The sequence below is a fragment of the Mariprofundus erugo genome, from assembly GCF_005818865.1.
GTDB lineage: Bacteria > Pseudomonadota > Zetaproteobacteria > Mariprofundales > Mariprofundaceae > Mariprofundus > Mariprofundus erugo.
This window is the reverse complement of record NZ_VBRY01000013.1, coordinates 17,810-41,924: the sequence shown is the minus strand read 5'-3', so window position 1 is coordinate 41,924 and position 24,115 is coordinate 17,810. Positions and strand designations below refer to the sequence as shown.

23 protein-coding genes are annotated in these 24,115 nt (G+C 54.5%); 11 read left to right on the top strand and 12 right to left on the bottom strand.

From position 1 onward, the window contains the following. Positions 1–25: 25 nt before the first annotated feature. Together FEF65_RS12105 and FEF65_RS12100 are read right to left on the bottom strand one after the other, a co-directional pair. Complete coding sequence (locus FEF65_RS12105) at positions 26–745, bottom strand: DsbC family protein (protein WP_138240087.1); 720 nt, start codon at positions 743–745, stop codon at positions 26–28. A gap of 121 nt (positions 746–866) precedes the next feature. Further along, positions 867–1,373 (bottom strand): TlpA family protein disulfide reductase, encoded by a 507-nt coding sequence (locus FEF65_RS12100; RefSeq protein WP_238701386.1) that lies wholly within the window; start codon positions 1,371–1,373, stop codon positions 867–869. 295 nt (positions 1,374–1,668) lie between these two features. Here FEF65_RS12100 and ftsY point away from each other — a divergent pair, with 295 nt between their 5' ends. After that, on the top strand, positions 1,669–2,571 hold the full coding sequence (ftsY, locus tag FEF65_RS12095) for a signal recognition particle-docking protein FtsY (RefSeq protein WP_138240086.1): 903 nt from the start codon (positions 1,669–1,671) through the stop codon (positions 2,569–2,571). Positions 2,572–2,698: 127 nt separating this feature from the next. Continuing rightward, positions 2,699–3,313 carry a porin family protein gene (locus FEF65_RS12090; RefSeq protein WP_138240085.1) on the top strand — a complete coding sequence of 205 codons (615 nt, stop codon included), beginning with the start codon at positions 2,699–2,701 and terminating at the stop codon, positions 3,311–3,313. Positions 3,314–3,535: 222 nt separating this feature from the next. On the opposite strand, the gene FEF65_RS12085 is transcribed toward FEF65_RS12090, so the two are convergent. The 5 genes from FEF65_RS12085 to FEF65_RS12065 all read right to left on the bottom strand — a co-directional run bounded on the left by FEF65_RS12085 (position 3,536) and on the right by FEF65_RS12065 (position 8,944). Next, positions 3,536–3,973: a DUF2721 domain-containing protein gene (locus FEF65_RS12085; protein ID WP_138240084.1), complete on the bottom strand. Its 438-nt coding sequence runs from the start codon at positions 3,971–3,973 to the stop codon at positions 3,536–3,538. Positions 3,974–4,058: 85 nt separating this feature from the next. Next, on the bottom strand, positions 4,059–4,604 hold the full coding sequence (locus FEF65_RS12080; RefSeq protein WP_138240083.1) for a BPSL1445 family SYLF domain-containing lipoprotein: 546 nt from the start codon (positions 4,602–4,604) through the stop codon (positions 4,059–4,061). 131 nt (positions 4,605–4,735) lie between these two features. After that, entirely contained in the window at positions 4,736–5,164 is a 429-nt protein-coding gene (locus tag FEF65_RS12075; protein ID WP_138240082.1) for a hypothetical protein, read from the bottom strand. A gap of 273 nt (positions 5,165–5,437) precedes the next feature. Beyond that, positions 5,438–8,074, bottom strand: coding sequence for an aconitate hydratase AcnA (gene acnA / locus FEF65_RS12070; protein ID WP_138240081.1), 2,637 nt, complete (start codon positions 8,072–8,074; stop codon positions 5,438–5,440). A 147-nt stretch (positions 8,075–8,221) separates the two neighbouring features. Further along, complete coding sequence (locus FEF65_RS12065; protein WP_138240080.1) at positions 8,222–8,944, bottom strand: hypothetical protein; 723 nt, start codon at positions 8,942–8,944, stop codon at positions 8,222–8,224. Between the two features lie 532 nt (positions 8,945–9,476). Here FEF65_RS12065 and FEF65_RS12060 point away from each other — a divergent pair. Continuing rightward, on the top strand, positions 9,477–11,657 hold the full coding sequence (locus FEF65_RS12060) for a methyl-accepting chemotaxis protein (RefSeq protein WP_161595243.1): 2,181 nt from the start codon (positions 9,477–9,479) through the stop codon (positions 11,655–11,657). Between the two features lie 86 nt (positions 11,658–11,743). On the opposite strand, the gene FEF65_RS12055 is transcribed toward FEF65_RS12060, so the two are convergent. The 3 genes from FEF65_RS12055 to FEF65_RS12045 all read right to left on the bottom strand — a co-directional run bounded on the left by FEF65_RS12055 (position 11,744) and on the right by FEF65_RS12045 (position 13,653). Further along, a complete protein-coding gene (locus FEF65_RS12055; protein WP_138240078.1) occupies positions 11,744–13,003 on the bottom strand; it encodes an Npt1/Npt2 family nucleotide transporter in 1,260 nt (419 codons plus the stop codon). Between the two features lie 153 nt (positions 13,004–13,156). Beyond that, complete coding sequence (locus FEF65_RS12050) at positions 13,157–13,444, bottom strand: hypothetical protein (RefSeq protein WP_138240077.1); 288 nt, start codon at positions 13,442–13,444, stop codon at positions 13,157–13,159. Next, positions 13,444–13,653, bottom strand: a complete 210-nt coding sequence (locus FEF65_RS12045) for a hypothetical protein (protein WP_138240076.1) — start codon at positions 13,651–13,653, stop codon at positions 13,444–13,446. The genes FEF65_RS12050 and FEF65_RS12045 overlap by 1 nt, the downstream gene beginning before the upstream one ends. Positions 13,654–13,749: 96 nt before the next feature. Here FEF65_RS12045 and FEF65_RS12040 point away from each other — a divergent pair, with 96 nt between their 5' ends. After that, positions 13,750–14,592: a LysR family transcriptional regulator gene (locus tag FEF65_RS12040; RefSeq protein WP_238701385.1), complete on the top strand. Its 843-nt coding sequence runs from the start codon at positions 13,750–13,752 to the stop codon at positions 14,590–14,592. A gap of 28 nt (positions 14,593–14,620) precedes the next feature. Here FEF65_RS12040 and FEF65_RS12035 read toward each other — a convergent pair whose 3' ends face one another. Together FEF65_RS12035 and FEF65_RS12030 are read right to left on the bottom strand one after the other, a co-directional pair. Next, complete coding sequence (locus tag FEF65_RS12035) at positions 14,621–15,541, bottom strand: methyltransferase domain-containing protein (RefSeq protein WP_138240074.1); 921 nt, start codon at positions 15,539–15,541, stop codon at positions 14,621–14,623. Positions 15,542–15,610: 69 nt separating this feature from the next. Next, positions 15,611–16,894: a citrate synthase gene (locus tag FEF65_RS12030; protein WP_138240073.1), complete on the bottom strand. Its 1,284-nt coding sequence runs from the start codon at positions 16,892–16,894 to the stop codon at positions 15,611–15,613. A 211-nt stretch (positions 16,895–17,105) separates the two neighbouring features. Between FEF65_RS12030 and FEF65_RS12025 the strand changes: the two genes are divergently transcribed. The 7 genes from FEF65_RS12025 (at position 17,106) to FEF65_RS12000 (ending at position 24,048) form a co-directional block, all read left to right on the top strand. After that, positions 17,106–18,341 carry an SLC13 family permease gene (locus tag FEF65_RS12025; protein ID WP_138240072.1) on the top strand — a complete coding sequence of 412 codons (1,236 nt, stop codon included), beginning with the start codon at positions 17,106–17,108 and terminating at the stop codon, positions 18,339–18,341. A gap of 139 nt (positions 18,342–18,480) precedes the next feature. Continuing rightward, positions 18,481–18,618 carry a hypothetical protein gene (locus tag FEF65_RS13505; RefSeq protein ID WP_162847930.1) on the top strand — a complete coding sequence of 46 codons (138 nt, stop codon included), beginning with the start codon at positions 18,481–18,483 and terminating at the stop codon, positions 18,616–18,618. A gap of 405 nt (positions 18,619–19,023) precedes the next feature. Then, a complete protein-coding gene (locus FEF65_RS12020; RefSeq protein ID WP_138240071.1) occupies positions 19,024–19,710 on the top strand; it encodes a TrkA C-terminal domain-containing protein in 687 nt (228 codons plus the stop codon). Positions 19,711–19,737: 27 nt separating this feature from the next. Beyond that, positions 19,738–21,450 (top strand): alpha-glucan family phosphorylase, encoded by a 1,713-nt coding sequence (gene glgP / locus FEF65_RS12015; protein WP_138240070.1) that lies wholly within the window; start codon positions 19,738–19,740, stop codon positions 21,448–21,450. A 209-nt stretch (positions 21,451–21,659) separates the two neighbouring features. Then, positions 21,660–22,103 carry an ATP-dependent zinc protease family protein gene (locus FEF65_RS12010; protein ID WP_138240130.1) on the top strand — a complete coding sequence of 148 codons (444 nt, stop codon included), beginning with the start codon at positions 21,660–21,662 and terminating at the stop codon, positions 22,101–22,103. Next, complete coding sequence (gene rimK, locus FEF65_RS12005; protein WP_138240069.1) at positions 22,100–23,002, top strand: 30S ribosomal protein S6--L-glutamate ligase; 903 nt, start codon at positions 22,100–22,102, stop codon at positions 23,000–23,002. The genes FEF65_RS12010 and rimK overlap by 4 nt, the downstream gene beginning before the upstream one ends. Next, positions 22,999–24,048, top strand: a complete 1,050-nt coding sequence (locus tag FEF65_RS12000) for a succinylglutamate desuccinylase/aspartoacylase family protein (protein WP_170304450.1) — start codon at positions 22,999–23,001, stop codon at positions 24,046–24,048. Before rimK ends, FEF65_RS12000 begins: the two co-directional genes overlap by 4 nt. Positions 24,049–24,115: the final 67 nt, after the last annotated feature.

Below are 24,115 nucleotides of genomic sequence, written 5' to 3'. Positions count from 1 at the left end.
TTTTATACCTTGTCCGGAGCGTGGATTATTGCTTTTCCATCAGCCAGGCTTTCAGTTCAGCTGCGCTTTTGCCACCGGGGGACATACGGCCATCCCCGGAAATCAGGGTTGGTGTGCCATTGATGCCGAGTTTTTCACCCAGAGCCACGATCTCATCGACCGGGGTATCGCAGGTACCGGCTTTCGGATCTGCATTGTTGATCATAATATCGGTCATCATCTTGTGGCGATCCTTGCTGCACCAGATGGCTGTCGACCAGCGCCGGGCATCCTTGTGGAAGCTGAGCGGAAACAGGAAGCTGTAAACTTTGACGCCCTTGAGCTGAGTCAGCTCTTTTTCAAACTTGCGGCAATACGGGCATTCGGGATCGGTGAATACCGCCAGTTTCAGTTTGGCATTTTTATCACCGGATACGACCGCCTTATCCAGCGGCAGGATACTCCACTCCACTTTGTTTAAGGCTTCCTGACGCTCTCTGGTCAGATCTTTTTTGGCGACGGAATCGATAATATGGGCTCCGATGACAAAGTGGCGCCCATCAGCATCCGAATAGAAAATATTTCTGCCGCTCTGAACCTCGAACAGTCCGGGGATCGGAGAGGGTTGCACTGCATCCACCGGTGTATTGCGCAGTACTTCGGCAGCATGGGCGCGGATCGCGTCAACATCGGCTGTCGGTTGGGCGGTTTCAGCGATTGCGGGTGAGGCAAGCAGCATCGAGCAAATAACGAGTAGCGAACGCATGATAATCTCCGGGTGTTTAATTTCTGTCCATCAGATGAATCAGAGATCTTTTGTTTACATGCGCATCATGCGGATATTATCCCGACTGTGAAGGGGGAGTCGTTCCCCCGCAGGCAGGAATTCAGGGTTTGAGCATGTTCAGAACCTTGTCTGAAAACTCCTGATCTTCCCATGGCAGGGTACCTGTCTGGCGGGCGGTGATGCTGCCATCGGAGGCAATGGCCAGGGTGGTGGGCAGGCCGCGGGCGCCAAGGCCCTGCAGCTGGGTAGAGTCGGTCAGCTGCGCGGCCAGTGCGAAGTGATGACTGTCAAGAAATGCCTGTGCATCTTCAATACTGTTATCGAGAGAGACCGGGATGATGGTGACTTCCGGATGCACTTTCAGCCATGCTGTGAGTGCCGGCATCTCCTGACGGCATGGTCCGCACCATGAGGCCCAGAAGTGAACCAGTACCGGCTTGCCCCGATACTCCTGCAGAGAGTGCTGAGTGCCCTTGTCATCCAGCCAGCGGAAATTCACCGCATCACTGCTGTCGTTGGCGTACGCTGCTGTTGAGCAAAGCAACAATAATGCTGCGGCAGCGAGAGTACGGTTGATAAGCTGAACAACGGTTAGGTGGCGCATCATGAGATCCCCGACTTGAGTTTAACTGATAACAGAGGCGCAAATATTGCATAAAAACAGAGATAAGTCATATTGTGTACTTTTGATGTATGTTTGGATGCGTATCCGCTGCCTTGGTGTTTCCTGACCCTCCCTGCGCTATGGATGATGCCGATGATGAAGACCGCCCGGTTTGAGGTGGATTTTCTTACGATGCATCTGCCAAAAGCGCAACGGCTCAGGTAGGGTACGCTTTCATCATCGGGGGATGGACTTGAGTTGATCGGGTCCGGTGATAGCAGACTAGGTGGGAGAGACTATGTCCTCATTTTTTTCCAGACTGAAGAAAGGACTGGCCCGCAGCCGGGAAGGGCTGGCGCAGCTGATGCCGGGACGCAATGTCGAGGCATTATCGGATGCGGACTGGATGGATATCGAGGACGGATTGATCATGGCCGACTGTGGCGGGGAGCTGACAGCCTCGTTGATCAAGTCCGTACGCAAGCGCCGTGGTGCTTCGGTGGAAGCATTGAAATCATCCATGCTGGAGATGTTGCCGGTTGCCGGTGCCATGAATGAACCGAAATCAGGGCCGTTTGTATTGCTTGTGGTGGGCGTGAACGGAACCGGAAAGACCACGACGATCGGCAAGCTCGCGACCATGTTCCGCCAGCAGGGCAAGACAGTGCTGGTGGGGGCCGGTGATACGTTCCGTGCTGCCGCGGTGGAGCAGCTGGCTGTGTGGGTCAAGCGTGCCGGTGCCGATATGGTACGTCAGCACGAGGGGGCCGATCCTGCGGCAGTTGCCTTCGATACCGTTCAGCGAGGTATGGCGCGCAACTATGATGTGGTGATTGTCGATACGGCCGGGCGAGTACAGACCGATCGCGGTTTGATGGATGAGCTGGCCAAGGTTCGACGGGTGATTGCCAAGGCCTGTCCGGATGCCCCCCATGAAGTATGGCAGGTTGTGGATGGTGGTACCGGCCAGAACGCAGTGGTTCAGGTTGAAAAGTTCAGAGCCGTGGCCGGCACCTCAGGGTTGATCGTCACCAAACTCGATGGTTCAGGAAAAGGTGGCATTGTGCTGCAGCTGTCGCGCAAGTTCGGTTTGCCAATCCGCTACGTCGGCGTGGGGGAAACGCTTGAAGATCTGATGCCATTTGATGCCGAAGCCTTTGTGACAGGGCTGCTTCCGACGCCGGGAGAGCGTGCCGACTAAGCGGGAGTCTGTGCCGTTCAGGTCATCGATTTCCCCGATTTTTTCAGTTTCATTTCAGTCTTGATTTATACGTTTCCGCGATAATCAATGGCGGGCCTGCGTGTCCGTGTTCAAGGAGACAGACAAGATGAAAAAAGTAATCGCTTCTGCCGCGTTCGGTCTGGCAATTGCCGGTATGGCATCCAGTGCACAGGCACAGGATATCGCATATTATGCAGGTCTTGGTGCAGGTGCAGTCAGCGTGGATTACAAGGCGACCGGTATTGATCAGAAGAATGCATCTGTTGGCGCATTCCTTCGTTTTGGCGCTGATGTAAACGAATACTTTGGTGCTGAGCTGCGCGTTGGTATGACCGGTAATGACAAGAAGAGCTATGCAGCCGGTGTTGTGGGTGCATCTGCAACCGATCTCTCTTTCTCCAGCCCGGTGTTCGTTTCCTACCTCGGCAAATTCAAATACCCGGTCTCGTCTGATGTCGATCTTTACATGCTGGCCGGTGCGACCACAGCACGTATCAAGGGTAAGTCGGCCTCTGCTGCCGGTACGTTCACCCAGACCCAGCTCAAGACCGGCCTGAGCCTGGGCGCCGGTGTTGACTATCATATGGATAACAAGATTTCTGTCGGTGGCGAGTGGACCCAGTATATGTTCCCGGTCAAGCTGAACCAGGGCGCTGTGTTTGCAGCTGGCTCCAAGGCCAGAATGTGGGGTGTTGTCGGCACCGTCGGCTATCACTTCTAGGTCAAAGGGAAAAGCGCGCATTTGCCGGAGTGATTGTCAGAGTGGCAATCACTCCGCATCTGTTTTGAAGGCTTCTGCTGGCACCGCTAAGGAGATGCTGATTTTTGCCAGGGTGGCAATCAATCAGTATCTCCCTGACAGGTGTGGCAAAAGCTTTTCATGATCAGATGCGCTTCATGCCGGTATCAAGCGCTGCAGTTTGTGTGATCGCAGCAAGCCGGTTTATCGGTTGATGCCGGTTTCAATGCTGAGTGCCGATAGTGATATATTCACATCAGCGATAAAATAGGCCAGCGATATGATCAGGCAGAGCATACAGAGTATGAACAGTGTGCTGATCCATAGTGATGCCTCCAGCGCCAGTAACACCACCAGAAACAGGCTGATGACCAGCGATGCCGCCAGCAGCAGGCTGGTTGAGGCGAATTCAATCGCACGACGTAGCAAGCGGGCTCTGCGAATCAGTATCTCGAGCTGCTTTTGCACATGGTGGGTTTCACATGTTGCATCGTTGCGTAACAGTTCTGCCAGCTCTCTGGATCGATCGATCACGCGGGCAAAACGATTGGTCATGGATAACATAACCAGGCCGACACCCGATATGACAATCACCGGGCCGATCGATAGCTGAAGAGCCGGTACCAGATGTTCCAGAGACATCGAATCAGTTCAATCCTTTTTATGCAGCCATGCACAGCTTCAAACAGCTGATTCCGCCGGATCAGCCATGCATGGCAGGCACTTTTTACTTGTCGATCTTGCTGATTTTGCTTCCTTCAAACGTGAGGTTATACATCAGTCCCTTGTTTGAAAAAATGAATCCGATAATCGGCTTTCTCGCCGTATCACTATCCACTGATCCGTCTGCACCCAGCGAAGCCAGCGCCACACTGCCATCGACACCTGCCTTCCAGCCACTGCTGGCGCGGAACGATTTCAGTGCATCGGCCGTCATGAACAGAATGACCTGTGATTTGACCTGGGCTCCCAGCTGAAAGCCGATGGATGCTGCTGCGGTATTATAATAGGCGACGGTCTTGCCACCGACCCGCAGTGCTCCTTCCCCATATTCCCCGCCAATACCAATGCCTGCCTTGTACACCTCGGGAAAGACAAGAATACCGCGGGCCTTACCGGCAAGCTCCTTGCCACCGCGTACCGTTTTGTAAAAATCATGCAGGGTTGCCGTAACCTTGGCATTGATCTCATCCGCACTGGCTGCCAGTGCAGGCAACGGCGCCAGGAAGGCCAGCAGACATGTCATGATTTGCAATCGTTTGAGTGTCGTCATGGTGATCTCCGTGAGTATAAGTTTTACATGAGGCTGTCAGTATTAGATGCCTGTTTTTGACTTAAGTCTACTGCGGATTTTTTGTGGCTGTGCGGGGCAGAAGACTCCGATACAGGGGAGTGAGTTGTGACTCAGTTGAGTTGTCGGGCCGGGCTGTTGGCAGCGATCTGGCTTCGCTCATTGAACTGATTACTTTTATCCACGATCTCGAATGCACCTGGTATGGCCGGACAGTTATTGTGCAGATAATGGTGAGCAATGGAGTTGACCAGCTCAAAGGCTGCTCTGTGGGTGCGAATAAATTGATCGGAAGCCGTTGCGTAATAGGCGAAGGAAGCCTCAAGATCCGCATTGGCCTGCTTGAACCCCTCCTGCCAGGTATTGCGGAAATTGGAACAGATACGCCATGTGCCGCCAATATATACCTGCATATTCTCTTCGAAGTAAGCGGACGCGACGCGAGCCTGGTGCTCACTTTTAATGATGTCACCAGCCCATGCCCTGCCGCTCGAAAGTCCGGTGAGCAACATGATGAAGGCGATGGATACAAGCTTTTTCATAGTAGGCTCCATGGATTTTATTGATTGAGTGCGGTACTCCGACAGAGGGCACTGCGCCAAGGCTAACCGGTCAATGTGTTCGGTATGTGTCACAGATCACAAACAATGCGGCTTGCACAGAAGCGCATGGATCGACAAGCGATGCAGCTGCCGTGACAGGGGCGAGTGATGCGATGGAAATGTTGATGTATTGCTGATGGTTTGAGGTCCGCGCTTACAGAGAGGCGGGCAGCATCCCCCATGCGTATGTTGCCATACGCATGGGGGATGGGTTTATTCCGCTTTGCCGGCCAGCTGGCGCAGTACGTAGTGCAGGATGCCGCCGTGCTGGTAGTACTCCCACTCTTTCGGTGTATCGATGCGTACAATCGCGGTAAATGAGCGATCATCGGCCGTGACCGTGACTTCACGTGCACCGGCCCTGATGCCGGTGATGCTGAAGACTTCATGGCCACAGAGGTCGAGTGACTCGGCGCTTTCGCCCTCTTTGAACTGCAGGGGAAGAATGCCCATGCCGACCAGGTTGGAGCGGTGAATACGCTCATAGCTTTCAGCAATGGCTGCTCTGACACCGAGCAGGGCTGGTCCCTTGCCGGCCCAGTCACGCGAAGAGCCCGAGCCATACTCCTTGCCGGCAATCAGGATGACCGGTGTGGCGGTTTCACGATATTTCATGGCCGCATCATAAATGCTCATCTGTTCGCCACCCGGCAGGTGCAGGGTCACGCCGCCCTCAGTTCCGGGGGCCAGACGATTGCGCAGGCGGATATTGGCAAAGGTGCCGCGCATCATTACTTCATGGTTACCGCGACGGGAGCCGTAAGAGTTGAAGTCTTTCTGCTCAACGCCATGTTCACGCAGGTAGCGACCTGCCGGTGAGTCAGCCTTGATGGAGCCTGCCGGTGAGATATGATCGGTCGTGACGGAGTCGCCCAGGAGAGCCAGGACGTGTGCGCCTTCAATATCGCCGATGGTGCCCGGCTCCTTGCCCATGCCGGCAAAGTAAGGCGGATTCTGGATATAGGTAGAGTCATCCTGCCAGTCAAAACGATCACCGGTTGGTGCTGCCAGTGCCTGCCAGTTGGCGTCGCCGGCAAAGACATCGGCATAGGATTTGGTGAACTGTTCACGGCTGACGCTGGCAACCGCTTCAGCAACCTCAGCCTGAGTTGGCCAGATATCCTTCAGGTAGACATCCTGACCATCGCGCCCCTTGCCGATCGGATCATGATAGAGGTCGATATTCATCGTGCCGGCAATGGCATAGGCAACCACCAGCGGTGGTGAAGCCAGATAGTTCAGACGTACCTCGGCATGGACGCGTCCTTCGAAGTTGCGGTTGCCGGAAAGGACCGAGCAGACAGCCAGATCACCATCGCTGATGGCTTTGGAAACCTCAGCCGGCAGCGGGCCGGAGTTGCCGATACAGGTGGTGCAGCCATAACCGACCACGTGGAAGCCCAGCTGCTTCAGTGGTTCCATCAGGCCGGCGCCTTCCAGATATTCGGTCACTACCAGTGAGCCGGGACCGAGTGATGTTTTGACCCATGGCGCTGAATTGAGGCCGAGAGCGGCTGCTTTTTTTGCAACCAGGCCGGCACCGAGCATCACGGATGGGTTGGATGTGTTGGTGCAGGAGGTAATAGCGGCAATCACCACGGCGCCATCCTGCATCGTGACTTCACGGCCACCCATCTGTGTGGTTACGGCGCTGGAGCTTAAACCGGCTTCAGCCTTGATCGTCGCTACAGCTTTGCTGAAAGCTGCTTTTGAGTCAGTCAGCGCAATACGATCCTGCGGACGTTTGGGGCCGGAGATGGATGGAACGACAGTGGCCATATCCAGCGCCAGTGTCTCGCTGTAATCGGCTACGCTGGATGCATCACGGAACATGCCCTGTGCTTTGGCATAGGCTTCAACCAGTGCGATATTCTCTTCCGAACGGCCGGAGAGGCGCAGATAGTTCAGGGTTTCATCATCAATCGGGAAAATACCGCAGGTGGCGCCATATTCCGGTGCCATGTTGGCGATGGTGGCACGATCAGCCAGTGGCAGATGATCAAGGCCAGCACCATAGAATTCGACAAACTTACCCACCACGCCGTGCTTTCTCAGCATCTCGACAATGGTCAGTACCAGATCGGTGGCGGTAGCGCCTTCGGGCAATGCACCGGTCAGTTCAAAGCCGACTACCTTCGGGATCAGCATCGAAATGGGCTGACCGAGCATGGCAGCCTCTGCTTCAATGCCGCCAACACCCCAGCCGAGTACGCCAAGACCGTTGATCATGGTGGTGTGCGAATCGGTGCCGACCAGTGTGTCGGGGTAGGCCACGCCATCCTGATCAACAAAGACGGTGCGTGCCAGATTTTCCAGATTCACCTGGTGCACAATGCCGGTATCCGGCGGAACGACCTTGAAGTTATCAAAGGCCATCTGGCCCCATTTCAGGAAGTTATAGCGCTCACGATTGCGCTCAAATTCGATCTCGGCATTTTTACCCATGGCATCATCGGAGCCGAAGTGGTCCACCTGGACAGAGTGATCGATGACCAGTTCGGCCGGTGCCAGCGGGTTGATCTGTTCAGGGTTGCCACCGAGTGCCACCACTGCATCGCGCATGGCGGCCAGATCGACGACTGCAGGTACACCGGTAAAGTCCTGCATCAGCACGCGTGCCGGCATGTAGGCGATCTCTTTGGATGGCTCAGCTGCCGCATCCCAGTGCACAATCGCTTCAATATCGCTGCGGCTGACAACGGCACCATCTTCGCGGCGCAGCAGGTTTTCCAGCAGAATCTTCATTGAATAAGGGAGACGGGTGACATCCCCGGCCGCCTCCAGGGCGTAATAGGTATAGCTGCTGTCACCTACCGACAGGCTCTTTTTTGCACCGAAACTATTGCTCACTGGCTACTCCCGTGTCTTGAACTGAAGTGCGGAATATAGCGTCGTTGCCAATTTTTTCCAAAGCTGACATTGATTCGCCGTCCATCACGTTGAGATGAGCGGGGAAACAGGCCTGAAATGATCGGCGTGTGTCAGTCGCCCGGACTGCTATTTGGCCATGATCACCGCATCGATTTTCTGTTGTACGGCGCGCGTGCTGATGCCCTGCTCGATCAGGGTTTGACGCAGTTGCATCAGCGCATCAATGGCGGCCTGTTTTTCTTCCGGTGTCATGGCTGGTGTTGTCGAGGCAGCAACCGTCGAGATGCCGTAGGGGATGGAGCAGCTGTTGTGATAATAGCGAATATCCTGCAGTGCCTGTCGCATGGAATAGCCATGAATATCGATCTCCTCCCGTGTTTTCAACGTTGAGAGGATTTGTTGACGCTGCTTCTCAATGACCGAGATGATGGTGTCTGCCAGCTCCTTTTGCGGGTTTTCTGTGGCAGCCAGCGGGTTGTTTGTCAGCTCATCATTGAGCGGGTCAAATTCTCGTTTGGCGATGTTTTCGGTCAGCATCGTTGTCAGTTTGTCCCCGTCGACCGATCCCGGATGCCATTTGTTGATCTGCTCGGGAACCTCTTTAAGCACAAGGGCACATTTGCGGTCCGACTCGGCAAGAAGTTCCTGGATGATGATATTGCGTGCTGCCTGTCGGTCATTGGCCTGGTCAATATGCTGAATACGTGAGGTGATGCTTTTGGAGCTGGTCAGGCTCTCCAGCATGGCTGCATTTTCGCTGCCGATAAGCTTTTGGACGCTGTTGCAGCCATTCAGCCCTGTCATCAGCAGTATCAGCATGAACCATGGTAGTGGGCTGGTCAGTTTCATTGGCAACTCCGGATTCGATTGGTCATCCAATACAGAAGCAATCATCGGGCCAGTTATTATGTCCCCGTGGGGAGTGCGTTTGTTGCTGTCCGGTGCAGGGTGACGATGTCGCGCATTGAATCCGGCACGTATGTGGGGATTCGCCATGTAAAGTTGAAAATCCTTTTATTTGATTGCCTTTCTGATGCCGTCCGGAGTGGTGATCCAGTAGTGCCGCCATGATTAACATCAATCCTCTGCTGCTCTGTCTCCGGTCCATGGATCGATGACTGACAAGCTGTTGGGCAGGTGGCACTTGAATTGCTTCCAATCATTAAAATAGATGATCTGATTTCACTGCGTACCTGTCGTGATTCTGCAGGAAAAGGAAGTTGTGTGATTTTTTTCCTTTACCGGCCTTTATGGCCGGCATTGAAACGCTGACTGGATGGCAGTGCATCCAGCGTTTTAAGCAAGTAAAAGATAAGGGGTGGATCCAGTGGCTCTTGCATCGTTACGTCGGGCTTTAACACATTTGTCGATTCGTACCAAAATGAACCTTGCCTTGATCTTCGGAGTGATCGGACTGATCTGGGTGGGCTGGATCGGTATTAACGGGTTAGTGAAGGGCGAAGCGTTGAACAGCCTTGAATCATTGCAGACCTTGCAGCTGAAACAGCATCAGGTCAGTCAGACGCTTGCCCGTCTTGGCTACGGCGGGGCCATTCATCACTTCAAGGATTATATACTGAGGCAAAAAGCTCAGGATCTTGAGTATTTTCTACAGGAAAGTGGCGAGGCTTCGGAGGAGTTGCACCATATCGAGCGGGTTGGTTTGGTGAGCCGGGAAAATAATGAAATGGCAATGCGACTGATCCAGATGATCGGGAAATACAGAAAGGCCATTGAGGTCGCCAGAACGATGGGGGCACAGGGCGCTTCCATTGCCTCCGTGGATGCAGCAGTGCGGGTGGATGACACTCCCTATATTGATGCTATGGGTAAGCTGAATGATGAGGTGTTTACAGCAACGGACCGCCAAATTGCATATATATCAGGGATTTCATCCGGGTTTGCAGGTGATTATCAAACCATCTACGTCAGGCAGGTGGCGATGCGGGGCTTTCTGCAGGCGATCGGTTACGGAGGGCTGATTCATCATTTTGAAAATTATCTTTTAAGGGGTGAGAAGGCATATTTTGAAAACTTTCAGCGAGATTATCAGCAATTTTTGCTACAGGTTGATCACTATCGCAAGGCTGAGGGTATCAGTCAAAATGAGCTGGATGATCTGCAGTTGATTGAACGGGCGATGGCACAATATCACAGTCATCTTGAGGTCGTGCGCCGTATGCGTGCTGAAGGCCATAGCATCAGGGATATTTTGCCACAGGTTGAGGTGAATGACGCAGCTGCCCTGCAGGCACTGGGTGATCTGTCCGACCGGCTGGAGGCATCGTCGATTCATGTGATTGCCCATGCCAAAGAACAGGTGAAGACAGCGGTCGATCGTGCCTACCAGCAGATATGGGTGATTGTGCCGGTCACGATACTGTTGATGTTTATCTCCGGCTGGCTGCTCAACCGTTCTATCTTTCTGGGATTTGATGAGGCGGAGCATGATATTCGCAACATCAAGAGGGGGGATATGATCACCCCGATCAGGACCAGTCGCCAGGATGAGCTCGGACATTTGATTCAAACACTGGAGGTGATGCGCAATGAGCTGCATCAGGGCATGGTGTTGAGTGAGTTTGCCATTAAAAGTGAGCGTGAGAAGCTGGATAAGAGGGCGCAGGCACAGGAGCAGGAGCAGGCGCTGGTGCTGAGCTTTGAACGGAAGCTGGAGGGGGTGACAGAGCTGGTGGCATCTGTATCAGCCTCCATTGATCAGATTGCTGTTGCACTGGCAGAGGAGGCGCAGGTGATGTCCGAGCAGGCGGATAACGCCATGCTCAGCAGCAAGCAGGCGGGAGAGCATGTCACTGGCACAGCTACAGCTTCCGAGGAGATTGTTTCATCTACTGCCGTGGTGACGGAACGTACGGCAAATGCCTCGGATGTCTCCGGACAGGCGGTAGAGCGCTCCATGCAGGCCTCGCGCACGATTGCCCAGTTTGTTGCCTCAACCGAGAAGATCGGCTCTATCGTCCAGATCATCAGCGGGATTGCCGAGAAAACCAATTTGCTGGCACTGAATGCCAATATTGAGGCGGCTCGCGCCGGGGCGGCCGGACGTGGCTTTTCCGTTGTGGCGAGTGAGGTGAAAGAGCTGGCAAACCAGACGGCACGAGCGACTTCGGAGATTACTGATTTGATCAATCAGGTGCAGCAGCAGAGTGAATATGCGACGCAAAGTATTGATTCGATTGCTGATGTTATTACCCAGACCAACAGCGTTTCTCAGGAGGTTTCACTGATGATGGCCGAGCAGTCCGAGGCGGCCAGAGAGATCTCGCATGGCGCCCGCCTGGCAGCCGAGCAGATGCATTACATCGACAGTGAAATTGTGAAGGTTTCGCATGCAACGGGAAATATCTCTGATAAGGCGCGCATGCTTCTTGCCGCTGCGGCTGAACTGAAAGAGACGATTTCGGTACAACAGCGCTATGCGGATGATTTTATCAGTCGCTTTGAAGCCTCCCGTAAGGGTGAAGGAGCTGTGGAGGCAAGTGATGCCGGGGTGGATGATGATGCCATGCTCAATGATGGTGATGATGAGCTGTGGGACTGATCCGGAGCGTAGCTGCCTGAGTCGGTGTCGCGCCATGGCGTAAGCGCATGGCTTGTCCGGCTGCGCCTTCCTCATGAGAGCAGCTTTTATCGGTCTGTATTGTTGAGCGAGTGACGGGAGACCTTTCTGTACTCGCGTTTGACCCCGACTAATACGGCCATCCAGGTGATGCAGATGATCAGGCTTAACCAGCCGGTGGCCGGTACAGAGACCGTGAACCATAGCCATTGGGTGAGCAGCAGGATCATGACCGAGCCGAGAATCTTGAAAACCCGGTAGCCGAACATGTCAATCCATGCTTTTGCCTGGAAAATCAGTACAGCATCAATGGGGATATAGAGCAGCTCTTTGGAGGCGCGATTGATCGAATAGGAGAGTCCCCGATCGGCAATCTTCAGTGTAGCAGCGGTCAGCAGGGTCGGGTTGGCGATAAAAAACATGGTGCTGACAGCCACCGACAGCGGTTGCATGGCAAGGCCGGCGATTGCCCCCAGCCAGCGGTGGATCAGTGGGGTAAGAATCAGGTTAATGGCGATGGCAACGCCGCTGAGCAGACTGAAAAAGCTGCCGAGATAGGCGGTTCTCGCCTCACGGTCACCGTAGGCTGCCTCAACGGCATGCATAAACTGGAATTCGACCAGTGGCTCAATGATTTGTGATAACAGTAGCAGCGCTGCAATCAGTGTCAGATAACGGTTGCCGATGATCGTACGCCAGAAGCCGCTGTCGACATGGCGTTCATGAGCGGCTGTTGATTGTTCGTGATAGAGGCCGCACCGCTGCATCAGCAGTGTCAGCGCCATCAGCAATAGCAGAATGGTGGCTGCCACCAGCAGCAGGTCGAGTGTATTCATGGCCGCATAGGTAATCAGTGCATGAGCTCCCATGCCGCCCAGTACACCTCCGAGCAGACCGCCGGTGCCGATCAGGGCATACCAGCGGTGGCCGTCCTGTTCACTGTTAATGCTGTTGGTCAGGCTCCAGAACTGCTCGACCAGTATCACACTGAGGATGTCGACAAAGATATAGAAGGCGAATGCCGTGACCTGTGTCGGTGCATTCAACAATAGCCGGAACAGTCCAAGCAGTGAGATCAGGATGGCAACGGTGCCGATCACCACATGCATGCGTGAAAAGCGGGCAACCAGCCTGTTATAGAGTGAGATAATCAGCGCCAGCGAAATGGCTGTGGCAATCCAGACATACGGCAGGTGTTCACTGCCTACCTGTTCGATAAAGATGGAGCGGCTGGCCGGTTTCAACTGGTACAGCGCTGCGATGATCAGAAAATAGTTGGTGAACAGCAATATGCCGCGAATCAGGGCGGTGCGACGCATGGGTTCCATTCTGGGATCATGAAGCAAACGGGAGATACGTTCAAGCCTGTGCTCTGCCCCGCCCCGGTTTGTCATCCCTGCCGTGGCGTAATGAAAAAAAACGGGCCCGTGCGGACCCGTTTTCAGTGTCATCAGAGGATGACATATGGCTGTTGTGGCAGCTTACTGTGCAGCACCCGGCTCGCTGTCTGCCGGCATGGCACTGTCACCGCCCATGCCGTCACCCATACCATAACCATCAGGAGCCTGCTGATCGCATGGATTGCCGGCATCCGGATAGCCCATATCACCCTGCATGCTGTTCATATCGCATGGATTGCAGGGGTTGGTGGCCATGTCGCACGGATTCAGGCCGGTGCCCTGATCTTCAGCCTGTGCGGTGCCGACCAGCCCACCTGCAGCAATGCTCATGCAGGCAGCCAGCATGATGGACTTCATATGTTTTTTCATCAGTGTTCCTCTCTCGTAAAGGATTGAAAATCGTCGTATTCATCGATGTGATCGAACCACTCGTCATCATCGTCATCACTATCATCGTCAGCGGAATATGCCTTCCGCTTACGTTTTTCCTCTTTTTTGCTCCTGGTGTGTTTCGCGTTTTCAAAGAAGTCGGTTTCTGCCGAATGACTTTGTCTGGCCATGATTGCTACCTCAAGCATATGATTGTGCTGGTAAACACGGTGCAAATATGTGGATGCAGGTCTGCATGCGTAAAGCAAAATAAATCACTCAGTATGTTCAAAATCGGAGCACACATGGATATCCATTTATTGCGCACATTTCTTGCTGTCGCCGAGCATGAGGGGCTGAGGAAGGCCGCCGAATTTCTGCATTTAACGCCATCGGCTGTCAGTTCAAGAATCAGGCAGCTTGAACGTGAAATCGGGGTGCAGCTGTTTGATCGCAATCGAAGCGGAGTGGTGCTGACACCGGCTGGCAGCCGTCTGAAGGAGCGGGCCGAGGGCATGATCCAGGAGTGGAATAATATTCGCCAGGATGTGCTGAAAAGGGATGAAGGCGGGCTTTTGCGACTGGGTGCCACCGATGTGATCTGGCAGATCTGGCTGCAGCCGAAAATCGCGGCACTGATCGCAGCCACGCCGGATTGCAGCTTTATCCTCAGAACCGGAGAGCGGCGTGATCTGGCCCAGATGCTGATCAATGGTTCGCTGGATTGCGCGGTATTGCCTGAAGAGGTCAAGTATCCGGGGGTGTTCTGTCAGCACCTCACCGATCTGGATCTGGTGCTTGTCTGCTCGCCGGATATAGGCGATGAGGCTGCTGCGAGACTCGATCGCTATGTCGATATTGACTGGGGCGATGGATTCAGAAACCGGGTGATTGAATCGACCCACCTGACGCCTGATGCGGTTGCCGATGTCAATGTGGCATGGCTCGGTCTCGACTGGTTGCTGCGTTTTGGCGGGACGGCATGGCTGCCACTGGCACTGGTTGCAGGGCATCTGGAAGATGGACTGCTTCGCAGGGTTGTGGGTATCGGCAGCATTCCACTGTCGTTATATGCGGCACTGAGCAAGGAAAATGATGTGACCTATACAGCTTTGCGCAACAGCTTGTTACTGCCCGGCAAAGGTTAGGTGCGGAGGCTTGCCCGGGCTTACCGCTCTATCGCTCTCTGGCGACTTCGATAGAATTTTTCAGTGACTGAATTTCACCGCCGGCCTCATAACTGAAGCGTACGTGAAACCTCTCTCCTGCGCTGACATCAAGCGGCTTCTTTATGGGAAGCACAAGATTCAGGTTCATCCAGTCGATACTGTCACCCGTCTTGAGATTGATGGCCAGCAGACTTTTGGTGACGAAGCGCAGTGCATTGAAACGGCCGCTTTCTGTCATGGTCAGCGGCCCGTCATAGCTTAATCGCGTGGGAAAATCGGCCTGGTATTCGAGAATACAGTAGGGGGTGACTGCTCCGAGAGATCGATAGCGGCCGGACAGCAGGCCAGGGTCCTCAAAAAATGAGATCGGGGCATGGTAGCCCTGGAATGAGAAGTCGGCACAAATCGGTTCAACGCCAAGAATGGTGGCATCAGGAATAAACAGCGGTAAGCGGTCGCCGAATTTCTCACGGTAGTGCTGTTTAAACGTCTGAATGACCTCCAGCTGTTTTTCCCGCAACAGCGCTGAATGCAGCATTTCGCATACGACGACATCCACCGGTTCGGGGGGCAGGTAGTCGCGCGCATCAGCGAGCTCCAGCTGGACCTTGTCGCCACAACCATTTTCGATCAGCAGCTCTTTGGCACACTCAATCAGCTCCGGCTGTCGTTCAACACTGTAAACGCGACCGGCTTTCTGGGCGGCTAGAAAGGAGAGCACACCGGTTCCCGAGCCAAGGTCGAGCACGGTACCTCCTGTCGGTACCATATAATCGAGAGCTGCCTTGAACCCCGACATACGGGCCTCATCCTCGAGCATCTGAAAGTGATAATGGAGCGGAATATACTGTCCGAGAAGGTTATCAGCCTCGGTAATGGCATTGTTATGCATGTCCGGGCCGGTGGGAAAATCAAATGCGTGGGTCATTGCATGCACTATAAATATTATTCACCATAAAAAAAGGCCGGTTTGCGCCGGCCTTTTCCGTTTTTTGATTCAGCGTTTGTCCAGGTGACGCACGGTCGGGCCGGTATAGAGCTGGCGCGGCCGGTCGATACCGTGACCGATACGCTTAAGCTCCAGCCAGTGAGAGACCCAACCAACGGTTCTGGCAACGGCGAAAACCGCCGTGAACATGCGGCTGGGGAAGCCCATCGCACGCAGCAGAATGCCGGAGTAAAAATCGACATTCGGATAGAGTTTTTTGGCGATGAAATATTCATCTTCGAGTGCGACACGCTCCAGCTCCAGAGCAGTTGCCATCAGCGGACTGTTCTCCATGCCGAGATGAGCCAGTACCTGACGGGTGGTGTCGCGAATCAGGGCCGCACGCGGATCGTAATTCTTGTAGACGCGATGTCCAAAGCCCATCAGGCGGAATGGATCATTTTTATCCTTGGCCCGGCGAACGATATCGGGGATGCGGTCAGGTGAGCCGATCATCTCCAGCATGTTGAGTACGGCCTCATTGGCACCGCCATGGGCAGGTCCCCACAGGGTGGCAATACCGGAGGCAATGCAGGCAAACGGGTTGGCACCGGAGGAGGCGGCCATACGAACGGTTGAGGTGGATGCATTCTGCTCATGGTCGGCATGCAGAATCAGGATCAGTTCTATTGCCTTGGCCAGCACAGGATCAACATGGTAGGGCTCGTTGGGTTTGCCGAACATCATCTGCAGAAAATTGGAGGCATAATCCAGACGGTTATCCGGGTGACGGATGGGGCGCCCGATGCTGTAGGTGAAGCTGGCTGCGGCAATGGCAGGCATCTTGGCTACCAGACGGATGGCGGCCTTGTGCTGATCGGCATCCCGATTGTAATCCTGTGCGTCCTGATAAAATGCCGAGAGGGCTCCAACCACACCGACCATGACAGCCATGGGATGAGCGTCACGCCGGAAGCCATGATAAAAGGAGAGTACCTGATCATGCAGCAGATTATGATCATTGATATTGCGCTGAAACCCGGTGAGTTCCTCTGCGGTTGGCAACTCTCCGTACATCAGCAGGTGGGCCACCTCGGAAAAGCTGCAGCTGGCAGCAAGCTCCTCGATCGGATAGCCGCGATAAAGCAGTTGTCCGGCATCACCGTCAATGTAGGTGATGGCACTCTGGCAGGAGGCCGTGGAGCGGAAACCCGGGTCATAGGTGAGCAGGCCATTCTGGCCGAGCAGTGCCCTGACATCGATCGCTGAAGGGCCGATACTGCCTTTCAGGATGGGCAATGAATCCTTGCCGGGCTCATCCCCGATAATAATGCTGGCATATTGTTGGGTCATATTTTTCTCCACGGATGACTTCCGATTGTGCGGCATTGTTGTGTCATAGGATATTATTTGTCCAGTGCAGCATTGTGCTATTGTGTGGATTCGGCAAAGCCCGGGCAGGGGTTGTGTGCCGATGGTTTGATACCACTCTGCCGGCCATGTGACGGGGGCTGATCCCTGTAAGCTCCCCCTGCATGAGATGATCGTATCAAGAGGTGAAGTCATGGACTATCTGACGCTGGCTATTTTTGCCCTCTCTTATGTCGGGCTGGCACTGGGGCGTGTGCCGGGGCTGGCGCTGGACCGGACCGGCATTGCCCTGATCGGGGCCGTGCTGATGGTGGTAAGCGGTGCGCTTGCTGCCGATCGCGCATTTGCAGCAGTGGATATGTCGACCATGTTACTGCTTTATGCGCTGATGATTTTTTCCGCCCAGTTTCGTCTGGGCGGTTTCTATACGCAGGTGGTGCTGAAAATGGCACCGTTGCTGGCAAATCCCGTTCATTTTCTTGGCGGAGTGATGGCCGGCTCGGCATTGATGTCGGCGCTGCTGGTCAATGATGTGGTCTGTCTTGCCCTGACTCCTGTGATTATTCACTGTTGTCGCAGGGCATCGGTTGTGCCGGTGCCCCATCTGCTTGGTCTGGCTCTGGCCAGCAATATTGGTTCAGCGACCACCCTGATCGGTAATCCCCAGAATATGTTGCTGGGGCAGGTCGGTCGGCTTGATTTCGCCGCCTTTACACTGTGGAGCCTGCCGCCGGCCCTGATGGCGCTGGTGGCCACATTTCTGTTGCTGGTGAAACTGTACCGGTGTGAGCTGTTGCCGGCAGGTATGCCTGTACGCGGGGCAGTGCAGGCAGGCGATACGGCGGAACTGCCCGGATTTGATCGCTGGCAGAGTGGCAAGGGGGGGCTGTTGCTACTGCTGCTGGTTGCCCTGTTTTTTACAGATGTGCCCCGCGAGTGGTCGGCTCTCGGGCTTGCCGCACTGTTGTTGGCCTCCAGACGCATGCATACCCGATCAATGCTGGGGCTGGTTGACTGGCATTTGCTGACGCTGTTTGCTGCTCTGTTTGTGCTGAATGCCGGTTTTGCCGCTGCCGGCTGGTTGCCAGCGCTGGGCAGGTGGATGATGGCTGCCGGTATTCACCTTGACCAGCATGGCACCCTGATTGTAGCGGCATCCCTGCTCAGTAACCTGATCAGCAATGTGCCGGCCTGTATGTTGTTGTTTCCGCTGCTGCCGGATACCGCCCAGAGCTGGTATCTGCTGGCGGCCACTACGACCTATGCGGGCAACTTTTTTCTCATCGGCAGCATCGCCAACCTGATTGTGGTGACCCAGGCACGACAGATGGGGGTGGTGATCGGATTTGGCGAACATGCCAGAGTCGGTATTCCGGCTACGGTGGTTGCGTTATTGGGGCTGTTTGGCTGGAGCCTTATCGGTCACTGATCCGCCTTGTCATGCAGGTGTAGAATTTTTTCTTCCACTGCGTGCGAAATATTCCGTTTTACATGCCTTTCACCTGCCTTTCGAATTGTGCGCGGGAGTTATTGCGCCCCCGAAACGCATATAAAATGGAGCAGGAAGCATGGGATACGACCCCGAAAACGACGATAATGAACCATTTGAAGAGGACATGCCGTGGAATCCCGGTAGAAAAAAGAAGCATCATAATGACTGGGATGATGATGACGAAGATGAGTGGGGCGATGATTGGGATGATTGAGTAAGGCAAAAGCCGCTCCGAAAAACGGGGCGGCTTTTTGTTTGCCGCGTTGTCTTTTCAGAGGCGCGGCGTAATGCAGCGAATCCGACTGAGCGCATCCTTGTTTGATGTGCAGCTGAATAGTGATCCACAGCATCCTGCCCGTGGGGCAGCACCTCCTTAAGGAAGCGCTGATTAATTCGGCGCTTCCGAGCGAGCCATGGATGGCTCGCCAAATCAGACGCGTAAGTGCCTGATTTGTAAGCAAAGACAAAACCACGCTTTTGTCTTTGCGAACTGATTTTTGCCAGGAGGGCAATAAATCAGCATCTCCTTAAGTGGATATTTGCAGTACTTCATGTTATAAAACGACTCATATGGTGTGCGGCTGACCCGCCTGGTGCGGTCGCAGACCGGAGGTCAAGCATGAGTGGTTTGTATTTCCTCATCCCTACCCTGATGGCAATTCTTATTTCCATGCTCTTTGTTCGGGCCGGTGCCATTGCCTTGATGCTGACCGGTATGCACTATGATCAGGCCAAGTTCCAGGCTCTTTCTGCCTTCACCTCAACGGGTTTTACCACGCATGAGGCCGAAAAGGTGGTGAACCATCCTACCCGGCGAAAAATTATCAGTATCCTGATGATCGGTGGTTATGCCGGTATCGCCGCTGTGACTGTCAGCGGCACCTCCTCTCTGGTGATGACGACGGCCCAGAACATGCCAAGAAATGTACTCGTGCTGATGGCCGGGTTACTCTGTATTTATCTGATTGCCCGTCATATCGGCTTGATGCAGCAGTGGGAGGGACTGGTTGAGCGAATGCTCTATCGCAGTTCACTGTTTGAGTTCGAGCCGGTGGAGGAGTTATTGCACCTGGCGGAGGGGTACGGACTGGTGAAGGTTGAGGTAAAACCCTCATCGGTGCTGGCAGGTCAATCCATCATTCAGATCGGTAAAGGGCATCGGGAGATGCTGATTCTCGGGGTGGAGCGGGGGCGGACATGGATTGCTGCCCGCCAGATGCATGAGCCGCTGCTGCCGGGTGACCAGATGATTGTGTATGGCCAGCTGGAACAGCTAAAGACCGAGTTTGCCGGCATGGTTCACTGAACAGAACGTCATCATACGGAGGATCACATGCTCAGAGAGTTTATTCGTAATGAACGCATCGCCTATTTTTCGATGGAGATTGCGTTGCAGAATGATATTCCCACCTATAGCGGGGGACTGGGTGTGCTTGCCGGCGATACCCTGCGTTCGGCAGCCGACCTGCAGATGCCGATGGTGGCTGTGACGCTGGTTTCACGGCTGGGCTATTTTCATCAGCACATCGACGAAGAGGGAGGGCAGAGCGAGAGCGCTGATACATGGGCGCCGGAAAAATACGCCCACCCGTTACCGGCCAAGGTGGCGGTTGTCATCGACGGGCGTGATGTATGGGTCAGTGGCTGGTTATATGTGCTGGAGAGTTATCTGGGCGGGCGCCAGCCTGTGTTATTGCTTGATACGGATCTGGATGAAAACAGGGCGGACGACCGCCAGATCACCGATCGCCTTTATGGCGGTGATGCAGCTTATCGTCTGAAGCAGGAGATTGTGCTCGGTGTCGGCGGTGCCCGATTGTTGCATGCGCTCGATTTTCATGTGCGTCAGTACCACCTGAATGAGGGGCACTCGGCGCTGCTGACGCTTGAGCTGTTGCGACGTCATGCCTATCCGGCGGATGGTCTGCGGCCGGGGGATAGTCCGTATGATATTCCGGCCGTGCGTGAGCTGTGCAATTTCACCACCCACACACCGGTGGAGGCAGGGCAGGATCGATTCCCGTATGAGCTGGTGCATCGCCTGCTCGATGATTTTGTCGACAACGATACATTGATGCTGCTGGCGGGAAGGGAAGAGTTGAATATGACCCGCCTGGCCATGAATATGAGCGATTACGTCAATGGTGTGGCCAAGCGCCATGCCGAGGTCTCACGGCGGATGTTTCCGGGCTACCATGTACGGGCCATCACCAATGGTGTGCATCCGCACAGCTGGACAAGCATTCCATTTCGCAAGTTGTTTGATGCGCATTTGCCCGGCTGGTGCCATGAGCCTGAGCAGTTGTTGCGCGCGGATTGCTGTATTCCGAAGAAAGAGCTGTGGCAGACCCATATGGAGGCCAAGCAGGAGCTTGTCAGGCTGGTAGAAGAACGGTGCCATGTTTCGCTTGATGTCGATGTGCCGATTCTTGGTTTTGCCCGTCGGATGACCGCCTATAAACGACCGGACCTGCTGTTTTATGATATCGAACGTTTGCGGGCGATTGCACGCAAACAGCCGTTTCAGATTGTTCTTGCCGGTAAGGCTCATCCGAGAGATGAACAGGGCAAGCAGCTGATCAGGCAGCTGTACGGATATATACGGCAACTGTCGGATGATATTCGTGTCGTATTTATTCCGGGTTATAACATGGAAACCGGCCTTAAGCTGGTCTCCGGTTCCGATATCTGGCTGAACACGCCGCTAAAGCCTTTTGAGGCCTCCGGCACCAGTGGTATGAAAGCTGCGTTTAATGGCGTGCCGAACCTGTCGGTACTGGATGGATGGTGGGTTGAGGGGTGCATTGAGGGGGTGACCGGCTGGGCCATTGGCGAAAGCTGTGATGATGGTGAGAGCTGTGATGTTGCCAATGGCAATGATGCAGCAGCCTTGTATCGCAAGCTGGAGGAGGTGGTGTTGCCGTTATATCGCGATAACCGGGATGGCTGGATTTCAGTGATGCAGGGGGCGATCTGCAAGAATGCCTCGCTCTTTAATAGTCATCGTATGATGCGAAGGTATGCAGCCGATGCCTATATCCGCTGAAATGTGTTGCACCGGTGCAGGCATGGCGATTGTAAAGAGCTGCTGACGTCATCGTGCTGTTACTTCCCATTGTGATGATGCCCTCCTAGGCTGCTGGCCGACCCGGTGGTTCGATCCTGGCTCATTGCGACCGGAAGATTTCTTCTCAGCTATTGGATGGCATAAGGAATGCGTAACATATTTTCTGAAATGGAGGCTGCCCTGTGGAGATGATCACCATCGGTTGGCGTGAGTGGGCAGCCTTTCCCGAGCTGGGGCTTGATCGCATCAAGGTGAAAGTCGATACCGGTGCCAGGACCTCCTGCCTGCATGCATTCAGCCAGGAACGTTTTACACAGGACGGAGCACCATGGATTCGTTTTGGTATGCACCCGGTGCAATTAAGTCGTGATAGCCAGGTCGTGTGTGCAGCGGAGATCGTCGATGAGCGGGTGGTCTGTGATTCCGGTGGCCATCGCGAACTGCGCCCTGTGATCCGTACCACGATTGTGCTCGGTCCGATCAGTTTTCCTGCCGAATTTACGTTGACCAATCGTGATTCGATGCGCTTTCGTGTCTTGCTGGGACGTACTGCGATGGTGGCCCGCCACCTGGTTGTGGATCCATCAGGATCCTATCTGTTGTCCGGGGCAAATTTAGAGGTGAAAAGATGAAAATCGGTATTTTGTCGAGAAATACAAAGCTCTACTCAACCATGCGACTGGTTGAGGAGGCGAAAGCGCGCGGCCATGAGGTCAGGGTGGTTGATCATCTGCGCTGCTATATGAATATCACCTCCATGAATCCGTCGGTGCAATATCGTGGTGAGCGACTCGATTTTGATGCTGTGATCCCGCGTATCGGTGCCTCGGTGACCTTCTATGGTACCGCCGTGCTGCGGCAGTTCGAGATGATGGGGGTCTACCCGCTGAATGAGTCGGTTGCCATCTCTCGTTCGCGGGACAAATTGCGCAGTCTGCAGCTGCTGGCCCGCAAGGGCATCGGTCTGCCTGTCACCGGTTTTGCCCGCTATCCCGATGATACGGAAGATCTGATTAAACTGGTCGGCGGGGCCCCGCTGGTGGTCAAGCTGATTGAGGGAACCCAGGGCATCGGTGTGGTGCTGGCGGAAACCCAGCAGGCCGCCGAGAGTGTGATTGAGGCATTCCATGGTTTGAATGCCAATATCCTTGTTCAGGAGTTTATCAAGGAGGCCGGCGGTTCCGATATCCGCTGCTTTGTGGTGGGCGGTAAGGTGGTGGCAGCGATGAAGCGGCAGGGCAAGGCGGGTGAATTCCGTTCCAATATTCATCGTGGTGGTACGGCTGAGCTTGTGAAGATCAGCAGTGCCGAGCGCCAGACTGCTGTACAGGCAGCCAAGATTATGGGGCTGAATATGGCCGGTGTTGATATTCTGCGTTCCAACCACGGGCCGGTTGTGATGGAGGTAAACTCTTCACCCGGCCTGCAGGGCATAGAAACGGCAACCGGCAAGAATATCGCCGGCATGATTATCGAGTTTATCGAGTCCAATGCCAAAGCCGGCAATACCCGTACCAAAGGCAAGGGGTGAGTGCTGAACTGATCATCGGAGGAAGCTCCGTTCGCCGTGGCGAGCGGCAGATTATTGAACTTCCTCTGCCGCCGCTGACCACGTATACCAGTCTGCATATGCCGGTCCATGTGATCAGAGGCAGAAAAAACGGCCCCCGTCTGCTGGTTTGTGCCGCATTACATGGTGATGAGATCAACGGGGTGGAGATCATCCGGCGCCTGGTGACCCATCCGGCGCTGGCTAAAATGCGTGGTGACCTGGTCGCTATTCCGATCGTCAACGTTTATGGCTTTATCCACCAGATCCGTTATCTGCCTGATCGCCGCGATCTGAACCGGAGCTTTCCCGGCTCTGAAACCGGCTCCATGGCAGCCCGGCTGGCCGCTCTTTTTCTCAATGAAGTGGTCAGCAAATGTACGCATGGCATTGATTTGCATACTGCTGCCATTCACCGCGATAACCTGCCACAGGTGCGCGCCTGCCTGAATGACCCTGCCACCTGTCAGATGGCCAATGCATTTCCTGTTTCCGTTTTGCTGGATGCGGCATTGCGGCCGGGAACGATACGTGAGGCGGCAGGCAAGCTTGGTATTCCGTGGATTGTGTATGAGGCAGGCGAAGCACTGCGTTTTGATGAGGTCTCCATTCGGGCCGGAGTGCGCGGCATTGTTCAGGTCATGCGTGAGATTGGCATGCTCTCCAAACGGAAGATCAACAAGCCCTATGTGCCCCAGGTGGCCAGTCGCTCCTATTGGGTGAGAGCACCGCGCAGCGGAATTTATCGCAGTATCTTGCCGATGGGGGCGCATGTCAGTCGGGGTGATCTGTTGGGGCTGATTAACGATCCTTACGGGGGTGCGGATGAAAAAATTCATGCCCCCTCATCGGGTATTATTATCGGGCGCACGAATCTGCCGCTTGTGTATGAGGGCGATGCCCTGTGCCATATCGCCCAGTTCAGGCACGCCAGCGATGTTGCCTCTGTGGTTGAGGCCTTTCAGTCAGAGTTCGAGGTTGTGTTTGATGATTCGACGATGGATGACTTCGATGCTCCGATTATGTGAGGCGGAGAGTCTTTGCTGTGAGTCTGGCACTGCCGGCCAGAGATGACCGGCAGCTCACGAGGCTGGG

Excerpts from the sequence above, each read along its gene's own strand:
- FEF65_RS12105 (WP_138240087.1), bottom strand. The coding sequence starts at position 745 with ATGCGTTCGCTACTCGTTATTTGCTCGATGCTGCTTGCCTCACCCGCA.
- FEF65_RS12100 (WP_238701386.1), bottom strand. The coding sequence starts at position 1,373 with ATGATGCGCCACCTAACCGTTGTTCAGCTTATCAACCGTACTCTCGCT.
- ftsY (WP_138240086.1), top strand. The coding sequence starts at position 1,669 with ATGTCCTCATTTTTTTCCAGACTGAAGAAAGGACTGGCCCGCAGCCGG.
- FEF65_RS12090 (WP_138240085.1), top strand. The coding sequence starts at position 2,699 with ATGAAAAAAGTAATCGCTTCTGCCGCGTTCGGTCTGGCAATTGCCGGT.
- FEF65_RS12085 (WP_138240084.1), bottom strand. The coding sequence starts at position 3,973 with ATGTCTCTGGAACATCTGGTACCGGCTCTTCAGCTATCGATCGGCCCG.
- FEF65_RS12080 (WP_138240083.1), bottom strand. The coding sequence starts at position 4,604 with ATGACGACACTCAAACGATTGCAAATCATGACATGTCTGCTGGCCTTC.
- FEF65_RS12075 (WP_138240082.1), bottom strand. The coding sequence starts at position 5,164 with ATGAAAAAGCTTGTATCCATCGCCTTCATCATGTTGCTCACCGGACTT.
- FEF65_RS12065 (WP_138240080.1), bottom strand. The coding sequence starts at position 8,944 with ATGAAACTGACCAGCCCACTACCATGGTTCATGCTGATACTGCTGATG.
- FEF65_RS12060 (WP_161595243.1), top strand. The coding sequence starts at position 9,477 with ATGAACCTTGCCTTGATCTTCGGAGTGATCGGACTGATCTGGGTGGGC.
- FEF65_RS12055 (WP_138240078.1), bottom strand. The coding sequence starts at position 13,003 with ATGGAACCCATGCGTCGCACCGCCCTGATTCGCGGCATATTGCTGTTC.
- FEF65_RS12050 (WP_138240077.1), bottom strand. The coding sequence starts at position 13,444 with ATGAAAAAACATATGAAGTCCATCATGCTGGCTGCCTGCATGAGCATT.
- FEF65_RS12045 (WP_138240076.1), bottom strand. The coding sequence starts at position 13,653 with ATGCTTGAGGTAGCAATCATGGCCAGACAAAGTCATTCGGCAGAAACC.
- FEF65_RS12040 (WP_238701385.1), top strand. The coding sequence starts at position 13,750 with ATGGATATCCATTTATTGCGCACATTTCTTGCTGTCGCCGAGCATGAG.
- FEF65_RS12035 (WP_138240074.1), bottom strand. The coding sequence starts at position 15,541 with ATGACCCACGCATTTGATTTTCCCACCGGCCCGGACATGCATAACAAT.
- FEF65_RS12030 (WP_138240073.1), bottom strand. The coding sequence starts at position 16,894 with ATGACCCAACAATATGCCAGCATTATTATCGGGGATGAGCCCGGCAAG.
- FEF65_RS12025 (WP_138240072.1), top strand. The coding sequence starts at position 17,106 with ATGGACTATCTGACGCTGGCTATTTTTGCCCTCTCTTATGTCGGGCTG.
- FEF65_RS13505 (WP_162847930.1), top strand. The coding sequence starts at position 18,481 with ATGGGATACGACCCCGAAAACGACGATAATGAACCATTTGAAGAGGAC.
- FEF65_RS12020 (WP_138240071.1), top strand. The coding sequence starts at position 19,024 with ATGAGTGGTTTGTATTTCCTCATCCCTACCCTGATGGCAATTCTTATT.
- glgP (WP_138240070.1), top strand. The coding sequence starts at position 19,738 with ATGCTCAGAGAGTTTATTCGTAATGAACGCATCGCCTATTTTTCGATG.
- FEF65_RS12010 (WP_138240130.1), top strand. The coding sequence starts at position 21,660 with ATGATCACCATCGGTTGGCGTGAGTGGGCAGCCTTTCCCGAGCTGGGG.
- rimK (WP_138240069.1), top strand. The coding sequence starts at position 22,100 with ATGAAAATCGGTATTTTGTCGAGAAATACAAAGCTCTACTCAACCATG.